Below are 15,589 nucleotides of genomic sequence, written 5' to 3'. Positions count from 1 at the left end.
GTCCGGTCTCCGTCCTCGCCGCTCCCGCCAGTGCGTCGACCCGTGCAACGTCGTGCAACCCCCCGCGACGTAGCGTCAGGACCGGGCGCCCACCCCGCGCCCACGACAACGACGTCGATGGAGGTCCACATGACGCTGTACGCCGACCAGGTCGCCGAGCAGGCACCGCAGGAGCCCGGTTCCACGGTCTACGCGAATCCAGGCACGGAGGGATCCGTCGCCTCCTTCCGCTCGCGCTACGACCACTACATCGGAGGCGAGCACGTCGCCCCCGCGAGCGGCCAGTACTTCGAGAACATCACCCCGATCACCGGGAAGCCCTTCTGCGAGATCGCCCGCGGCACCGCCGCCGACGTCGACCGCGCCGTCGAGGCGGGCTGGAAGGCGTTCGCGAGTTGGGGGAAGACCAGCCCCGCCGAGCGCTCGAACATGCTCCTGAAGATCGCCGACCGCATGGAGGCGAACCTCGAGCTGCTCGCCGTCGCCGAGACGTGGGAGAACGGCAAGCCCGTGCGCGAGACCCTCGCCGCCGACATCCCCCTCGCGATCGACCACTTCCGCTACTTCGCCGGAGCGATCCGCGCGCAGGAGGGAGGCGTCTCCGAGATCGACCACGACACGATCGCGTACCACTTCCACGAGCCGCTGGGCGTGGTCGGGCAGATCATCCCCTGGAACTTCCCGATCCTGATGGCCGTGTGGAAGCTCGCACCGGCGCTCGCCGCGGGCAACTGCGTGGTGCTGAAGCCGGCCGAGCAGACGCCGGCGTCCATCCACGTGCTGCTCGACCTGATCGGCGACCTCATCCCCGCCGGCGTGCTCAACGTCGTCAACGGATTCGGATTCGAAGCGGGCGCACCGCTCGCCTCCCACCCGCGCATCCGCAAGATCGCCTTCACCGGCGAGACGACCACCGGCCGCCTGATCATGCAGTACGCCAGCGAGAACCTCATCCCGGTGACGCTGGAGCTGGGCGGCAAGAGCCCCAACGTGTTCTTCGCCGACGTCGCCGCGGAACGCGACTCCTTCTACGACAAGGCGCTCGAGGGCTTCTCGTTCTTCGCCCTCAACCAGGGCGAGGTCTGCACCTGCCCGTCGCGGGCGCTCGTGCAGCGCTCGATCTACGACGACTTCGTCGGAGACGGCCTCGAGCGGGTCAAGCGGATCAAACAGGGCAACCCGCTCGACACCGCCACGATGATCGGCGCCCAGGCCTCGAACGACCAGCTCGAGAAGATCCTCTCCTACATGGACATCGGCAAGCAGGAGGGAGCGAAGCTGCTCATCGGCGGCGACCGCGCCGACCTCGGCGGCGAGCTCAGCGGCGGCTACTACGTCAACCCGACCGTGTTCGAGGGCCGCAACTCGATGCGCATCTTCCAGGAGGAGATCTTCGGACCCGTCCTCGCCCTCACCTCCTTCGACGACTTCGACGACGCGATCGGCATCGCCAACGACACCCTCTACGGCCTCGGCGCCGGAGTGTGGAGCCGCAACGGCGCCCAGCTCTACCGCGCGGGCCGGGCCATCGAAGCCGGCCGCGTCTGGTCGAACACCTACCACCAGTACCCCGCGCACGCGGCGTTCGGCGGCTACAAGCAGTCGGGCATCGGACGCGAGAACCACAAGGTGATGCTCGACCACTACCAGCAGACGAAGAACCTCCTCGTCTCCTACGCGGAAGGACCGATGGGCTTCTTCTGAGTCGGTTCGCACGGGCTCCTCGTTCCTCGTCGCCCGTGCCGCGGTCGGCTCGCCGACGTGGCCGGGTGGGGAGGAGCGGGGAGCGTGCGCACCGAGACGGATCCGCTGGCACGCGGATCCGTCGTTCGGTGCTGGTGTGCACGGGCTCCTCGTTCCTCGTCGCCCGTGCCGCGGTCGGCTTATTGATGTGGCCGGGTGGGGAGGAGCGGGGAGCGTGCGCACCGAGACGGATCCGCTGGCACGCGGATCCGCCGTTCGGTGCTCGGCCCTTCGGGCGAGGCACCTGACGGCGCGCGGAAGGACGGTGCTCGGCCCTGCGGGCGAGGCACCTCGCGACGCGCGGGAGAACGGTGCTCGGCCCTGCGGGCGAGGCATCTGGCGGCGCGTGGGAGAACGGTGCTCGGCCCTTTCGGGCGAGGCACCTCGCGACGCGCGGAAGGACGGTGCTCGGCCCTGCGGGCGAGGCACCTGACGACGGGCCGCCCGCTCGTGCTGATCGAGTAGTCCGCGCAGCGGCGTATCGAGACGCCGCCCGGAGGAGCGTCCGCCGTCAGCGGGCGGGCGCACACAGACATTCCGCACCACGAGCGAAGGAGCACCACCCATGACCTCCACGAGGGTCGACGTCACTGCGGAGGCGGCCGGCATGCTCCGCCGGATGACGGCGCTGCACGGGCCGCTCATGTTCCACCAGTCGGGCGGATGCTGCGACGGCAGCTCCCCGATGTGCTTCCCCGCCGGGATGTTCCGCACCGGCGCCTCGGACGTGCTCGTCGAATCGCTCCGGCTCGACGGCCTGGACCCGATCGACTTCTGGATGTCCCGCTCCCAGTTCGAGTACTGGAAGCACACCCACCTCACCGTCGACCTCGTCGACGGGCGGGGCAGCGGATTCAGCGTCGAAGCACCCGAGGGCAAGCGCTTCATGATCCGCAGCCGACTGCTCACCGACGACGAGCTCGTCGAGTTCGGGCTGCTCCCCGCCGGAGCCGTCGAGCCCTGAGCCGGCTTCCCTGACCCGTTCCCCCTGACCCGTTCCCGTCGCAGATCCTCGCCGACCGGCGACATCCCGGTCCAGCGGTGTCAGCCGCCCGGAGCGGGAGCGGGCGGCGCCTTCCCCGTGCTCAGCTGCACGCCCACCACCGAGCCCTTGTCCACGCGGGTGCCCGCGGCCGGACCGGTGCCGGCCACGGTGTTCATCGGCTGGGGCGAGTCGACCTGCGACGTCGCTCCGGGAGTGAGCCCTGCTGCAGTCAGCGCCTGCGCGGCGGAGTCGCTGGTCCGGCCCGACAGGTCCGGCACGGTGGCCTGCGGCGCCGCGATGAGCGACTGGTCGGCCTGCGGGAAGTCGGAGCCGCCGTAGCGGGAGTCGATCGCCGTCATCAACGGCTTCCAGATCCGGTGGCGTGCCGAGGGCGCCCAGCCGCTGTCGAAGTCGATCGAGTCGAGGTTCACCCTCGAGCCGTCCGCGCGTGCCGAGATGCTGCCGACCCAGACCGCGAGGGAGGTCTCGGTCGAGGCCCCGATGGCCCAGGTGTCGGCGGAGTTGTCGGTGGTGCCCGTCTTGGTGATGTGCTGGATGCCGTTCTTCGGATCGTCCTCGACACCCGTGCCCTCGGCGGTCACCTTGAGCATCGTGTACTGCATCGCCGAGGCGACCCTCGACGACACCGCCCGGCTGCAGGTCGTCTCCACCGGCTCGATCTCGCGGCCGTCCGCTCCGACGATCGCCGTGATCGCGACGGGGGTGCAGGTCGTGCCGTTCGCGGCGATGCCGGAGTAGGCGGTCGCCATGGTGAGCGGTGCGATCTCGTTGGTGCCGAGGACCGCTCCCGGCGACTGCACGAGCGCGGTCCCGTCCGCGCGGTGCACTCCGAAGGCCTCGGCCTGCTTGCGGATCTCGCACTGGTCGAGCAGGTGCGACATCCCGGTGAAGCCCGTGTTCAGCGAGTAGATCGTCGAGTACAGCGCCGTCTGGGTGTCGGTGTAGCCGCCGTCGCCGGCGTTCTTGGGGTTGTAGGAGTCGTAGTCCCAGGTGCCCTCGCAGCTGTCGGCGAAGCCGGTCCAGTTCTTCTGCTTCGAGTCGAACTGCTCGAGCAGGGTGTGCCCGCGGTCGAGCCACTCGGCGAGCGTGAACACCTTGTAGGCGGAGCCGGTCTGGAAGCCGTTGCCGCCGCCCGCGGACGCGTCGACGTTGAGGTTGATCGCCGAGAACTCCGGCCCGCTCGCGATCACGTCCGGGTCCTGGCTGTAGCGCTTGTTCTGCACCATCGTGAGGATGCGCCCGGTGCCGTTCTGGACGGCGACCGCCGTCGCCCCGACGTCGAAGCGCGGATCGGAGGAGGGGACCTGCTCGTCCATCAGCTCCTGCGCGGTCCTCTGCAGGTCGAGATCGATCGTCGTGTAGACCTTGATGCCGCCCTGCTTGATCGCCGCGTAGCGCTCGTCGTCGGTCGCTCCGAGCGCCGGGTCGTCGCGGAGGACGTGGGTCACGTAGTCGCAGAAGTAGGCCGCGCTGCCGGCCGTCTGGCAGCCGGTGGACGCTGGGGTGATGTCGGGGGTGATCGCCTCGGCGGCCGCGGCGTCGTGCGCGGCCTGGTCGATGCTCCCCGTCTCGAGCATCCGGTCGAGGATGTAGTCGCGCCGCTCCCGGGTCTGCGCGTAGCCGTTCGCCTCGCCGTTGGCCGTGTCGTCCGGCCGGTCGAAGCGGAACTTCTCGGGGTTGTTCACGATCGCCAGGAGCGAGGCGGACTGCGCGAGGGAGAGGTCGGCCGCCGGGATGCCGTAGTAGTACTCCGCCGCGGCCTCGATGCCGTAGACGGTGCCTCCGAACAGGGCGATGTTGAGATAGCCGAGCAGGATGTCGTCCTTCGAGGACACCTTCTCGAGCCCGATCGCGAGCCGCATCTCCTTGAGCTTGCGCTCGGCCGTGGTCGCCGTCGCCTCCGCGTACGCGCGGTCGCGGTCCGCCTCGTCCGGGATCGACTCGGCCTTCTGCACCAGCACGTTCTTCACGTACTGCTGCGTGATCGACGAGCCGCCCTGGGTGTCGCCGTCGAGGAGGTAGGTGCTGGCGATGGCGCGGAGGGTGCCCTGCAGGTCGATCCCGCCGTGGTCGTAGAAGCGCGGGTCCTCGCTCGCGACGAGCGCGTCCTTCACGGAGTCGGCGATCCGGTCGGCCGGGACCTCGATCCGGTTCTGGTCGTAGAAGGAGGCCAGCAGCGTCGGATCGCCCGGGTCGCCCGCGTAGACGTCGCTCTTCTGCATCAGGCGCCCGACCTCGAGGTAGCTCGGGAGGGACTGGAACGCCGAGATGGTGCCGGAGGTCGCCGCGCCGGTGAGCGCGGCGGCGGGGGCGACCACGAGCGAGGCGAGCAGACCCGCCAGGACGCTGACGATCATGAATCCGAACAGCGCACCGAGAGCCCCGTGGACGGTTCGACGGGGCTGGAAGACGGGGACGTTCGGTCGCTTCAGGATTGATCCTCTCGCTGCACCAGCACCCTAGGCGAGGCCTGCGACATCCCCGACGAGGCGCGCCACGGCCGCGCCGGACGCCCGTCCGCCCGGAGTCGGCGCGAGGGCGCCCGCGCAGGCCCGGCGCCTGCGACAGCAGAAGGGGCCGACCCCGGAGGGATCGGCCCCTTCACGGGACGGGCGACGCCTCTACTCGATCAGGTCGCCGTTCAGGTCCGAGATGTCGTTCGGATTGGCCGGAGCCTTGCCCGTGCTCACCTGGAGGGGGATCACCCCGCCGGCGACCGCCGTCTCCTCCGCGCTCGGCGTCGTCGACACGACGGAGCCCTCCGGGATCGTCGCGGAGTCGACCGACTCGTGCATCCCGACGACGAAACCGGCGGCGGTGAGGATCGCCGTGGCGCTCTCGACCGTCTCGCCCGTGACGTCGGGGACCTCGGAGTTCGCCGCCGATCGGGGCGAGTACGCGAGCATCGAGGCCGGCGGTGCCGTGAAGTCGTCGCCGCCGTACTTCTCGTCGAGCGCGGTCATGATCGGCTTCCAGATGGCGTGCCGGGCGTTGGAGGCGCGGATGGTGCCCTTCTCGCCCGTCAGGCTGATGAAGCGCAGGTTCTGCTTGGTGTTGTCGGCGAAGCCGTTGATGCTGCCGACCCAGACCGCCAGGGAGGCGGCCTTGCTGGCGCCCGCCGTCCATACGTCGGCGGCCTCGTCGGTGGTGCCCGTCTTGCCGATGTGCTCGATCCCGTCGAAGGGGTTCGAGGCGTAGGCCGTTCCGGAGGTCATCACCCGCTGCATCGCGTACTGCATCCCTCGGGCGACCTCGGGCGACACGGAGGGCGTGCACGCCGATGCCGGGGCGGCGACGGCGTTGCCCTCGCTGTCGGTGATCCGGTCGATGACGATCGCCGAGCAGGTCGTGCCGTCGTTCGCGATCCCCGCGTAGGCGTTGGCCACCGTCAGCGGCGCGATCTCGTTCGTCCCGAGGACCGAGGCCGGCCCGTTGGCGAGCTCGCGGCCGTCGGCGCGGTGCATCCCGAACGACTCGGCGGTGGTGCGGATGTCGCAGAGGTCGAGCTGCTGCGCCATTCCCATGAAGCCGGTGTTGATCGAGTTCGTGGTCGCGCCGAGCGCGCTCATCGAGCTCGCGTCCTCCGACGGGTCGTCGTTGCGAGGCGAGAACTTGCCGTAGTAGCCGCCGTCGCCCTCGACGTTGCACTTCTGGGGGTAGGAGCTGAAGCCGGAGGTGGGGGAGGCGAACGACTCGTTGACGGTGTGCCCCGCCTTCAGCCACTGCGCCAGCGTGAACACCTTGTAGGTCGATCCGGTCTGCACGCCGGAGCCGCCGCCCATGCTGAGGTCGACGTTGAGGTTGATCGCGCTGTAGCCGGGGTTCGCGGCGAGGAACTGCTCGTCCTGGCTGTACTGCGTGTTCTGCACCATGGAGAGCACGCGGCCCGTCTTCGCCTCGACGGAGGCGGCCGTCGCGCCGACCTGGAAGCGCGGGTCGACGGAGGGGATGTAGGCGTTGAGCGCCGCCTGCGAGACCTGCTGGATGTCGAGGTCGAGGGTCGTCACGACGTCGAAGCCGCCCTGGCGGATGCGCTGATAGCGCTCGTCGTCGGTCGCCCCGAAGACGGAGTCGTTGCGGAGGACGTTCAGCACGTAGTCGCAGAAGTACGCGGCGTTGCCGGCGGTGGTGCAGCCGGTCGAGGGCTCCGTGATGTTCGGGGTGATCGGCTCGGCGACGGCGGCGTCGTGCGCGGCCTGGTCGATCCGGCCGTGCTTGAGCTCCTCCGACAGGATGTAGTCGCGGCGCTCCTTGGTGGCGGCGTAGCCGTTGGCGGCGCCGTTCGCCTCGTCGCCCGGGTTGTCGAAGCGGAACTTCGCCGGGTTGTTCACGATCGCCAGCAGCGCGGCCGCCTGCGAGGTCGAGAGCTGGCTCGCGGGGATGCCGTAGTAGTAGTTCGCCGCGGCCTCGATGCCGTAGACGGTGCCCCCGAAGAGGGCGATGTTGAGGTAGCCGAGCAGGATGTCGTCCTTCGACGCCTCCTTCTCGAGTCCGATCGCGAGGCGCATCTCCTTGAGCTTGCGCTCGGGGGTCGGGTCCGTCGCCTCCTGGTAGGCCTTGTCGCGCGCAGCCTCGTCGGTGATCGACTCCGCCTTCTGCACCAGGACGTTCTTGACGTACTGCTGCGTGATCGACGACCCGCCCTGCAGGTCGTCGCCCGTCAGCGTGACGGCGATCGCCCGGAGCGTGCCCTGGAGGTCGATGCCGCCGTGCTCGTAGAAGCGCGGGTCCTCGCCGGCGACGGCGGCGTCCTTCGCGGACTGCGCGACGTCGTCCCAGCCGACCTCGACGCGGTTCTGGTCGTAGACGGAGGCGAGGAGGGTCGTCCCGTCGCTCGCGTAGACGTTGGTGCGCTGCATCAGCTGGCCCACGTCGAGGTAGCCCGGCAGGTTCTGGAACATGCCGATCGTGTTGCTCGTCGCCAGGCCCGTCAGCGCGAGGGCCGGCGTGACGCCGACGGTGATCAGGACGCCCGCCACGGCGCTCATCCCGATGAACCCCATGACCGCCCGCAGCGACATCCCGAGCGGCCGGACGGAGCGGCGGGATGCAGTGGGAAGTGCCATGGAGCGGTCGTCCTTTCGACGCGGCGCCGGGCCGCGGAGATCTGAGGGAGGGTGGCGAGAAGCCTCGCGAGCAGTCGCGCGATCCCCCGGCTTCATGGTACGTGACGGGTGCGCCCGCGGGGCGTCCTCCTCCCGGTGGAGATGAGGAGCTGGCGGGTGATGCGCAGGAGCGGGCGCGTCCGGGGTGCTGACCTCGGGTCGATGCATCCGTATCGTGGAGGGAGCGCCGCTCCGAGGGGCGCTGCAGCACCCGTTCCACCCACCGCTCCGGGGCCCCGGGCGGCCGGCCCCGGCAGAAAGCGCACACCATGGCACGCATCCACGACGACGTGACCCAGCTCGTCGGCAGGACCCCCCTCGTCCGCATCAACCGGCTGGAGGGCGCCGACCAGGCGACGGTCCTCGCCAAGCTCGAGTTCTACAACCCTGCGAACAGCGTGAAGGACCGCATCGGCGTCGCCATCATCGACGCGGCCGAGGCCTCCGGCGAGCTGCACCCCGGCGGGACGATCGTCGAGGGCACGAGCGGCAACACCGGCATCGCGCTCGCGATGGTGGGCGCCGCCCGCGGCTACAAGGTCGTCCTCACGATGCCCGAGACGATGTCCGTCGAGCGCCGGGTCCTCCTCCGCGCCTACGGAGCCGAGATCGTGCTCACCCCCGGCAGCGAGGGCATGCGCGGAGCGGTCGAGCGCGCCCGCGCGATCGTCGACGAGACCCCCGGCGCGATCCTCGCCCGCCAGTTCGAGAACGCCGCCAACCCCGAGGTGCACCGCCGCACCACCGCGGAGGAGGTCTGGGAGGACACCGACGGCGAGGTCGACGTCTTCGTGGCCGGCATCGGAACCGGCGGCACCATCACCGGAGTCGGCCAGGTGCTCAAGGAGCGCAAGCCCGGCGTGCAGATCATCGGAGTGGAGCCGATCGACTCCCCGCTCCTCACCCAGGGCACCGCCGGTCCGCACAAGATCCAGGGCATCGGCGCCAACTTCGTCCCCGCGATCCTCGACCGCGAGGTCTACGACGAGATCATCGACGTGACGCTCGACGACTCCGTGCGGGTGGCCCGCGAGATGGCCGCGCAGGAGGGGATCCTCGGCGGCATCTCCTCCGGCTCGATCATGTGGGCCGCGCTCGAGGTCGCGAAGCGCCCCGAGAACGCGGGGAAGACCATCGTCGCCATCGTCTGCGACTTCGGCGAGCGGTACATCTCGACCGTCCTGTACGAGGACCTCCGCAGCTGAGCCCCTCGAGACGAGCCGGGACGCCCCGCTCCGGACGCGACGGTCGGCCGGAGCGCCGCGTCCCGTCCGGACCGGAGCGTCCCGGGCTCCTCGCCCTGCTCCGCGAGGACGTCCGCACCGCCCGGGAGCGCGACCCCGCCGCCCGGAGCGCGGTGGAGGTCGTCCTCTCCTACCCGGGAGTGCACGCGGTCTGGGTGCACCGCGTCGCGCACGCCTGGTGGCGGCGGGGCCTCCGCCTGCCCGCCCGGCTGCTCAGCCAGGCGGCGCGCGCGGCGACCGGGGTGGAGATCCACCCCGGTGCGACCATCGGCCGACGCCTGTTCATCGACCACGGCATGGGCGTCGTCATCGGCGAGACCGCGCGGATCGGCGACGACTGCATGCTCTACCACTCCGTCACGCTGGGCGGGAGGTCGGCCCGGCGCGAGCGTCGGCACCCCACGCTCGGCAACCGGGTGGTCGTCGGCGCCGGCGCGGTCGTCCTGGGCCCGCTCGTGCTCGGATCGGACGTCAGCGTGGGCGCGAACGCCGTCGTGGTGAAGGACGCGCCCGACGGGGCGGTGCTCGTCGGCATCCCGGCCCGCGATCTGCGCGATCAGGGCGGGGATGAGGACCCGCTCGCCGGGTCCGGCCGCTCCACCGGCCCGGCGGGACGCGTCTAGCCGGCGACGCTCAGTCGTCGCCCCTCGGCGAGATGTCGCGCGGGGCGCTCTTGATCTGCGCGAAGGCGTCCAGTGCGTGCGCCCGCGTCTCCTTGAGGTCGACGAGGGGCGCCGGGTAGCCGTCCGCGCCTCCGGTCAGCGTGTCCTCGAGCGTCCACGGCTCGTGCACGGCGGCGCCCTCGACTCCGTCCAGCTCCGGCACGTTGTGGCGGATGTACTCGCCGGCCGGGTCGAACTTCCTCGACTGCGTGACCGGGTTGAAGACCCGGAAGAACGGCGACGCATCGGCTCCCGAGCCCGCGACCCACTGCCAGTTCGCGGCGTTGCTCGCCGGGTCCGCGTCCACCAGGGTGTCCCAGAACCACTCCTCGCCCACCCGCCAGTCGACCAGCAGGTTCTTGATCAGGAACGACGCGGTCACCATCCGGACCCGGTTGTGCATGTAGCCGGTGCTCCAGAGCTCGCGCATGCCGGCGTCCACCAGGGGGTAGCCGGTGCGCCCCTGGTGCCAGGCGTCGATCGCCTCCTGGCCTGGGCGTCCCCACGGGAAGGAGTCGAACCGGGTGTCGAAGTTCGCGGTCGCCAGATCCGGCCAGTGGAACAGCAGGTGGTAGCAGAACTCGCGCCAGAGCACCTCGGAGAGGAACCGGTCGCTGCCGTCGCCGCGGTGCAGGCCCTTCGCGTGCGCCTCCTCCAGGGCGTGCCACACCTGGAAGGGGCTGATCTCGCCCCACCTCAGGTGCGGGGAGAGGTTCGAGGTGGCGTCCTCCGCCGGCCGGTCGCGACCGTCGGCGTAGTCGTCGAGCTGCTCCGCGAGGAACGCGCGCAGCCGGTCGGCCGCCGCCTTCTCGCCGGGGACCCAGCGCTCGCGCAGCCCTCCCGCCCAGTCGGGACGCGTGGGCAGCAGCTCCCAGTCGTCGAGGGAGTCGGAGGCGATCTCTCCCGTGACGCCGTCGAGCGAGCGGGGGCGGGGGAGCGGCGCGCGCGGCGTCGGCTTGGCGCGGCAGGCGCGGGCGAAGGGCGTGTAGACGGAGTAGGGGCCGCCCGCGCCGGTCTGCACGGTCCACGGCTCGAACATCAGCGAGCCCTGGTGGCTCTCGGCCTCGAGGCCGCCGTTGCGGAGCGATTCCTTCACCGCCGCGTCGACGGTGCGCTCGGCCCTCCCGTAGCGGCGGTTCCAGTGCACGGCTCCGGCGCCGATCTCCTCGGCGAGCTGGAGGACGACGGCCTCGGCCGGCCCGCGGCGCAGGATCAGCGGGGCGCCGTGCTCGCGCAGGTCGGCGGCGAGGGCTGCGAGGCTGCCGTGCAGCCACCAGCGGGAGGCGCCCCCGAGCGGACGGATGCCCGCCGACTCCTCGTCGAGCACGTAGCAGACCGCGACGGGGCCGCCACGGCCGATCGCAGCGCGCAGAGCGGGGTTGTCGGCCAGGCGCAGGTCGTCGCGGAGCCAGACGAGGGTGGGGGAGGTGTCACTCATGGTGACCCCCATGATCCGCGAGTCCCGCGCCGCGGCGAAGACCTGGCCGGTCGCTGCGGCCCGTGCTAGCGGGGACGGATCAGGAGGAGGCGATGCCGTCGCGGAGCTTGTCGCAGAGCGCGGTCAGCTGCTTCAGCTCGTCCTCGTCGAGGACGCCGCCGACCTGCTCCGAGATGGTCCTCATGTGGGTGAGCGCGACGCGGCGGAAGAGCGCGTAGCCCTCGTCGGTGATCGCGATGATCGTGCCGCGGGCGTCCGCCGGATCCTCGCTCTTCTCGACGCAGCCGCGGGCGGCGAGCCGGTCGATCAGCCTGCTGACGCTGGGCTGCGTCAGGAGGACGTGCCGGTTCAGGTCGCGCAGCCGTGCGCGCCGACCGGGCTGCCGGGTGAGGTTGAAGAGCACGTCGTACTCGTTCATCGAGATCTCCCGCGAGGGGAACTCGGTGCTCAGGGTGCGCATCACCTGGACCTGGGCGCGGAAGAGCGACTCCCAGGCGGCGACGGCCTCTCTCGACCCCACTGGTCCTCCTTCTCGGCGCTCAGGAAGCGGTTCCCTGACATCCAGACGCCGTACAGCCTACGCCGGGGTGCTGGGAGGAGGGGAGCCGGAGGAGGGTGGCCGGGGGAACGACAGAAGGCCGGCCGCTGAGGCGAGCGGCCGGCCTTCATTCCCTTGCACCAAGAGTGTCCTGCAATCACTTCTCGCGCTTCCCGCCACAGCAAACGGTCGACGCACTTGAACTATATAACGACCCGGTAACGACGCAACCCTCTCTTTCCTGAATCCTCCCTGAGCCGCCCCACCCCGCCCGCGCTCCGCACGACTCTCTCCTGACCCAGGACGCCCCGTCTGCTGCCTTCCGACGTTCGCACCGAACCGCAGCCCATCCCTGACCGTCCGCGGACACGACGAGCACCCTCTGCCCGCGTCCCCCGCCGACGCGGCCCGGCCCCGTCGTCCTGCCCCGCGAGGCGCGCCCGCCCCCCACGCCCTCGGCCACACAGCAGGCCGCCGAGCAGCCCTTTCCAGGGTAGGGGCGGTACGCGCACATCCCCGGAGGTCGGGAGGACGTTCCGCTCTCGAGGCGAACGCGGGAAACGCGTGTCAGCGTTTCCCGCTAGCCGGTCGCGACCCGCTCTCCGAATCGCGACCACCGGTGAAGCCGACCGCGGTGAGGAGAGCGCAAGCGCTCTCCTCACAATTCAGAACAGATCCGGCGACGGCGTCGACGCGTAGCGGATGGCGACGTCGGCGTGGCGGTCGAAGCGGTAGCCGACTCCGCGGACGGTGCGCACGATCTCCTCGTAGCGGCCGAGCTTGGCGCGGAGGCGGCGGACGTGGACGTCGATGGTGCGCTCGTTCGGCGCGTCGACGTCCGCGGCGCCCCAGAGCGAGGCGATGAGCTCGGCGCGCTCGATGGTGCGGCCCTCGCGGAGCACGAGGTACTGGAGGAGCTCGAACTCCTTGTAGGTGAGGGGGGTGGTCTCCTCGTCGAGGATGACGCGCTTGCGGGAGATGTCGATGACGACGCCGCCGGGTGCACGGTCGGGGTCGGGCTCGGCGTCGGAGCGGCGCTTGGCGACGGCGGCCGGGTCCTGCAGCGCGAGGCGGACCACGTCCACGTCGCGGCCGCCGGCGCCCTGCGGGGCGAGGGCGACGGAGGCGTAGGTCTCGGCGTCGGGGGCGAGCTGCGCCGTGACGCGCTTGAGCTCCTCGACCAGGCGGCCGAGGTCGACTCCGGCGGCGCGGGCCTTGGCCTCGTCGATGCCGACGTACAGGGCGAAGCCGCGGGCCTCGGTGCCCTGGGGGACGGCGCGGAGGCGGGGTGCTGCGGGCGCGGCGTCGGCGACCGGCTGGAGGCGGGGCGCCTCGGTGGAGGTGGCGGCGGGGACGGTGCGGGTGTGGAGGAGGGTCATGACGAGTCCTTGGCTGGTCGGATCCGGGACGAGTGTCCGAGGGAGCGGATCCGGGTGTGCGCGATCGAGCCGGCCCGCGGTGCGCGGTGGCGGCAGAGACGGATGCGGGGCATCCAGGGGATCGTCCGCGCCTCGGACGCTCAGCCGATCGTGACGATCAGCGGGCGGAGGCGGTGCGGGGATCCGGCGAGGTCAGTTCCTCATGCACACATTCGACAGCACATGACGGGGCCACCGGCCATCATCATGCCGACATTCCCGGTGGCCTCGAGGGAGGTCAGGGCGTGCAGGGTGTCAGTCATGTCCGTCAGTAAAGCGGAGGCCGGTGCGGTGCGTCAACACTTCCGTGGGGATGGACGGCGCGTCGGGGGTGGTTCCGGTGCTCGGGAGGAGGCGCGCGCCGTGATTGGGGACCTCGATGCGCCCGCTGCGCGGGCTGCTCGATCCGCAGGACGGGCTTTGCCGGACGGTCGCGGTGGGGGCTGTCGAGACCCTCGCTGCGCCGACCGACCGGCACGGCTCAGCGGGGCTCCCTGTTCCGGGGTGCGACGCGAGGCCCGCTCGTCCGGGGGCCGGCGGGCTCAGCCCGCGAGGCCGTAGAGGCGGTCGCCCGCGTCGCCGAGGCCGGGGACGATGTAGCCGAGCTCGTTGAGCTTCTCGTCGAGGGAGCCGAGGACGATGGTCACGTCGCGGTCGCCGAAGGCCTTCTCGACGGCGGCCAGGCCCTCGGGGGCGGCGAGCAGGCAGACGGCGGTGACGTCGACCGCTCCCCGGTCGAAGAGGAACTGGATGGCCGCGACGAGTGAGCCGCCGGTCGCGAGCATCGGGTCGAGGACGAAGCACTGGCGGTTCGACAGGTCGTCGGGCAGGCGCTCCGCGTACGTGGTCGGCTCGAGCGTCTCCTCGTTGCGCGCCATGCCCAGGAAGCCGACCTCGGCGGTCGGGATGAGCTTGACCATGCCCTCGAGCATCCCGAGGCCGGCCCGGAGGATCGGGACGACCAGCGGCTGCGGGTCGCTGAGCGCGAGGCCGGTGGTCTGCGTCACGGGGGTCTCGATGGTGACGGTGCGGGTGCGGACGCCGCGGGTGGCCTCGTAGGCGAGGAGCGTCATCAGCTCCTCGGCGAGCTGCCGGAAGGTGGGGGAGGGGGTGCGCTTGTCACGCAGCACGGTGAGCTTGTGGGTGATCAGCGGGTGGTCGGCTACGTGGACGCGCATAAGCTCAATCTACTGGCCGGAGCGGCGCCCCACCGGTCGCAGCTGGCCGCCGCAGGAGGGGGAGCGATGCGCGACAGCGATCTCCGCGTCCCCCGCCGCTCCGAGGAGTGGATGGGCCTGGCGCTCGACGAGGCGCGGCGGGCCGCGGGCTGGGGCGACGTCCCCGTGGGCGCGGTGGTCCTCGACTCGGAGGGTGCGGTGCTCGGGCTCGGGCGCAACGAGCGCGAGCTGCGGCGGGATCCGACGGCGCACGCCGAGGTGGTCGCGATCCGCGCGGCGGCCGAGGCCCGCGGCGACTGGCATCTCGAGGGCTGCACGCTGGTGGTCACGCTCGAGCCGTGCGTGCTTTGCGCCGGAGCGATCCTGGCGGCGCGGATCGACCGCGTCGTCTTCGGTGCGTGGGACGAGAAGGCGGGCGCCTCCGGATCCGTGCACGACCTCCTCCGCGACCGCCGGCACAACCACGTGGTCGAGGTGTACCCCGGGGTCCGCACCGCGGAGTGCTCGCGGCTCCTGCTCGACTTCTTCGCCGACCGCCGCTGACGCCGAGCGCCGACGAACCCCTCAGCTCGGAGCGCCCAGCCACTCCGTCAGCGCGAGCCGCGTCGCCGCGTGCATCCGCTCGAAGCGCTCCGCCGCGACGTCGTCGGCGAGCGCGGCGGCGTCGTAGCCCGCCGCTCCCGCCCACTCCCCGTCGCCCTCGAGCCACTGCGCGGCCATCGTGCCGGTCAGCTCGGGGTGGAACTGCACGCCGAGGAGCCAGTCCTCCACGGCGAACGCCTGCACCTCGCCCGCCGGCGACGACGCCAGCAGCGCCGCTCCGCTCGGCAGCGCGAAGGTGTCGCCGTGCCACTGCATCACGTCGACGCCGGCGAGGTGCCGGAGCGGGGAGCCGGCGCCCTCCTCCGTGAGCACGACCGGGCGGAAGCCGACCTCGCGGGCCGATCCGGGATGGACGGACTCGCCCAGGGCGGTCGCGATCAGCTGCGCTCCGAAGCAGACGCCGAGCGTGGGACGGCGGTGGTGCATCCGGTCCTGCAGGAGCGCGATCTCGGGGCTGATGAAGGGGTGCCGCGAGGTCTCGTAGACGCCGGCGCTGGAGCCGAGCGTGACGACGAGGTCGGGGGCGAGGATGTCGATCGCGTCGAGGTCCGTCCCTGCGACGGCGTCGACGGCGAACCCCCGCTCGGTCAGCATCGGCTCGAGCGCGCCGAGCCCGGCACCGCGCTCGTTGACGATCGCCAGGGCCCGGCGCAT

12 protein-coding genes are annotated in these 15,589 nt (G+C 71.4%); 5 read left to right on the top strand and 7 right to left on the bottom strand.

Annotated elements, in window-relative coordinates; all coding sequences use genetic code 11:
- Positions 1-129: 129 nt before the first annotated feature.
- Positions 130-1,704: an aldehyde dehydrogenase family protein gene (locus C5B95_RS02700; RefSeq protein ID WP_104226069.1), complete on the top strand. Its 1,575-nt coding sequence runs from the start codon at positions 130-132 to the stop codon at positions 1,702-1,704.
- 604 nt (positions 1,705-2,308) lie between these two features.
- The gene (locus C5B95_RS02695; protein ID WP_104249764.1) at positions 2,309-2,707 is read left to right on the top strand and encodes a DUF779 domain-containing protein; all 399 of its coding nucleotides are present in this window, start codon (positions 2,309-2,311) and stop codon (positions 2,705-2,707) included.
- Between the two features lie 80 nt (positions 2,708-2,787).
- Here the strand turns inward: C5B95_RS02695 and C5B95_RS02690 are convergent, their stop codons facing one another.
- Positions 2,788-5,106, bottom strand: coding sequence for a transglycosylase domain-containing protein (locus C5B95_RS02690; protein WP_104348406.1), 2,319 nt, complete (start codon positions 5,104-5,106; stop codon positions 2,788-2,790).
- A gap of 264 nt (positions 5,107-5,370) precedes the next feature.
- Positions 5,371-7,815, bottom strand: coding sequence for a penicillin-binding protein (locus tag C5B95_RS02685; protein ID WP_159939720.1), 2,445 nt, complete (start codon positions 7,813-7,815; stop codon positions 5,371-5,373).
- Positions 7,816-8,123: 308 nt separating this feature from the next.
- Here C5B95_RS02685 and cysK point away from each other — a divergent pair, with 308 nt between their 5' ends.
- Both cysK and epsC read left to right on the top strand, forming a co-directional pair.
- Positions 8,124-9,059: a cysteine synthase A gene (cysK, locus tag C5B95_RS02680; RefSeq protein WP_104237779.1), complete on the top strand. Its 936-nt coding sequence runs from the start codon at positions 8,124-8,126 to the stop codon at positions 9,057-9,059.
- Positions 9,060-9,154: 95 nt separating this feature from the next.
- The gene (epsC, locus tag C5B95_RS02675) at positions 9,155-9,721 is read left to right on the top strand and encodes a serine O-acetyltransferase EpsC (RefSeq protein WP_104348498.1); all 567 of its coding nucleotides are present in this window, start codon (positions 9,155-9,157) and stop codon (positions 9,719-9,721) included.
- 10 nt (positions 9,722-9,731) lie between these two features.
- Here epsC and C5B95_RS02670 read toward each other — a convergent pair whose 3' ends face one another.
- From C5B95_RS02670 to upp, 4 genes are all read right to left on the bottom strand, one after another.
- Positions 9,732-11,198: a deoxyribodipyrimidine photo-lyase gene (locus C5B95_RS02670; RefSeq protein WP_104266779.1), complete on the bottom strand. Its 1,467-nt coding sequence runs from the start codon at positions 11,196-11,198 to the stop codon at positions 9,732-9,734.
- A gap of 79 nt (positions 11,199-11,277) precedes the next feature.
- Positions 11,278-11,658 (bottom strand): MarR family winged helix-turn-helix transcriptional regulator, encoded by a 381-nt coding sequence (locus C5B95_RS02665; RefSeq protein WP_104247054.1) that lies wholly within the window; start codon positions 11,656-11,658, stop codon positions 11,278-11,280.
- A gap of 743 nt (positions 11,659-12,401) precedes the next feature.
- Positions 12,402-13,115, bottom strand: coding sequence for a winged helix-turn-helix domain-containing protein (locus C5B95_RS02660; RefSeq protein WP_104266721.1), 714 nt, complete (start codon positions 13,113-13,115; stop codon positions 12,402-12,404).
- Positions 13,116-13,696: 581 nt separating this feature from the next.
- Positions 13,697-14,332, bottom strand: coding sequence for a uracil phosphoribosyltransferase (upp, locus tag C5B95_RS02655; protein ID WP_104224850.1), 636 nt, complete (start codon positions 14,330-14,332; stop codon positions 13,697-13,699).
- Between the two features lie 66 nt (positions 14,333-14,398).
- Between upp and C5B95_RS02650 the strand changes: the two genes are divergently transcribed.
- Positions 14,399-14,875 carry a nucleoside deaminase gene (locus tag C5B95_RS02650; protein WP_219813803.1) on the top strand — a complete coding sequence of 159 codons (477 nt, stop codon included), beginning with the start codon at positions 14,399-14,401 and terminating at the stop codon, positions 14,873-14,875.
- A 21-nt stretch (positions 14,876-14,896) separates the two neighbouring features.
- Here the strand turns inward: C5B95_RS02650 and C5B95_RS02645 are convergent, their stop codons facing one another.
- On the bottom strand, positions 14,897-15,589 hold the full coding sequence (locus C5B95_RS02645; protein WP_104225924.1) for a gamma-glutamyl-gamma-aminobutyrate hydrolase family protein: 693 nt from the start codon (positions 15,587-15,589) through the stop codon (positions 14,897-14,899).

It is taken from the genome of Rathayibacter sp. AY1A7, assembly GCF_002930845.1.
GTDB lineage: Bacteria > Actinomycetota > Actinomycetes > Actinomycetales > Microbacteriaceae > Rathayibacter.
This window is presented reverse-complemented; position numbering and strand designations above follow the sequence as displayed.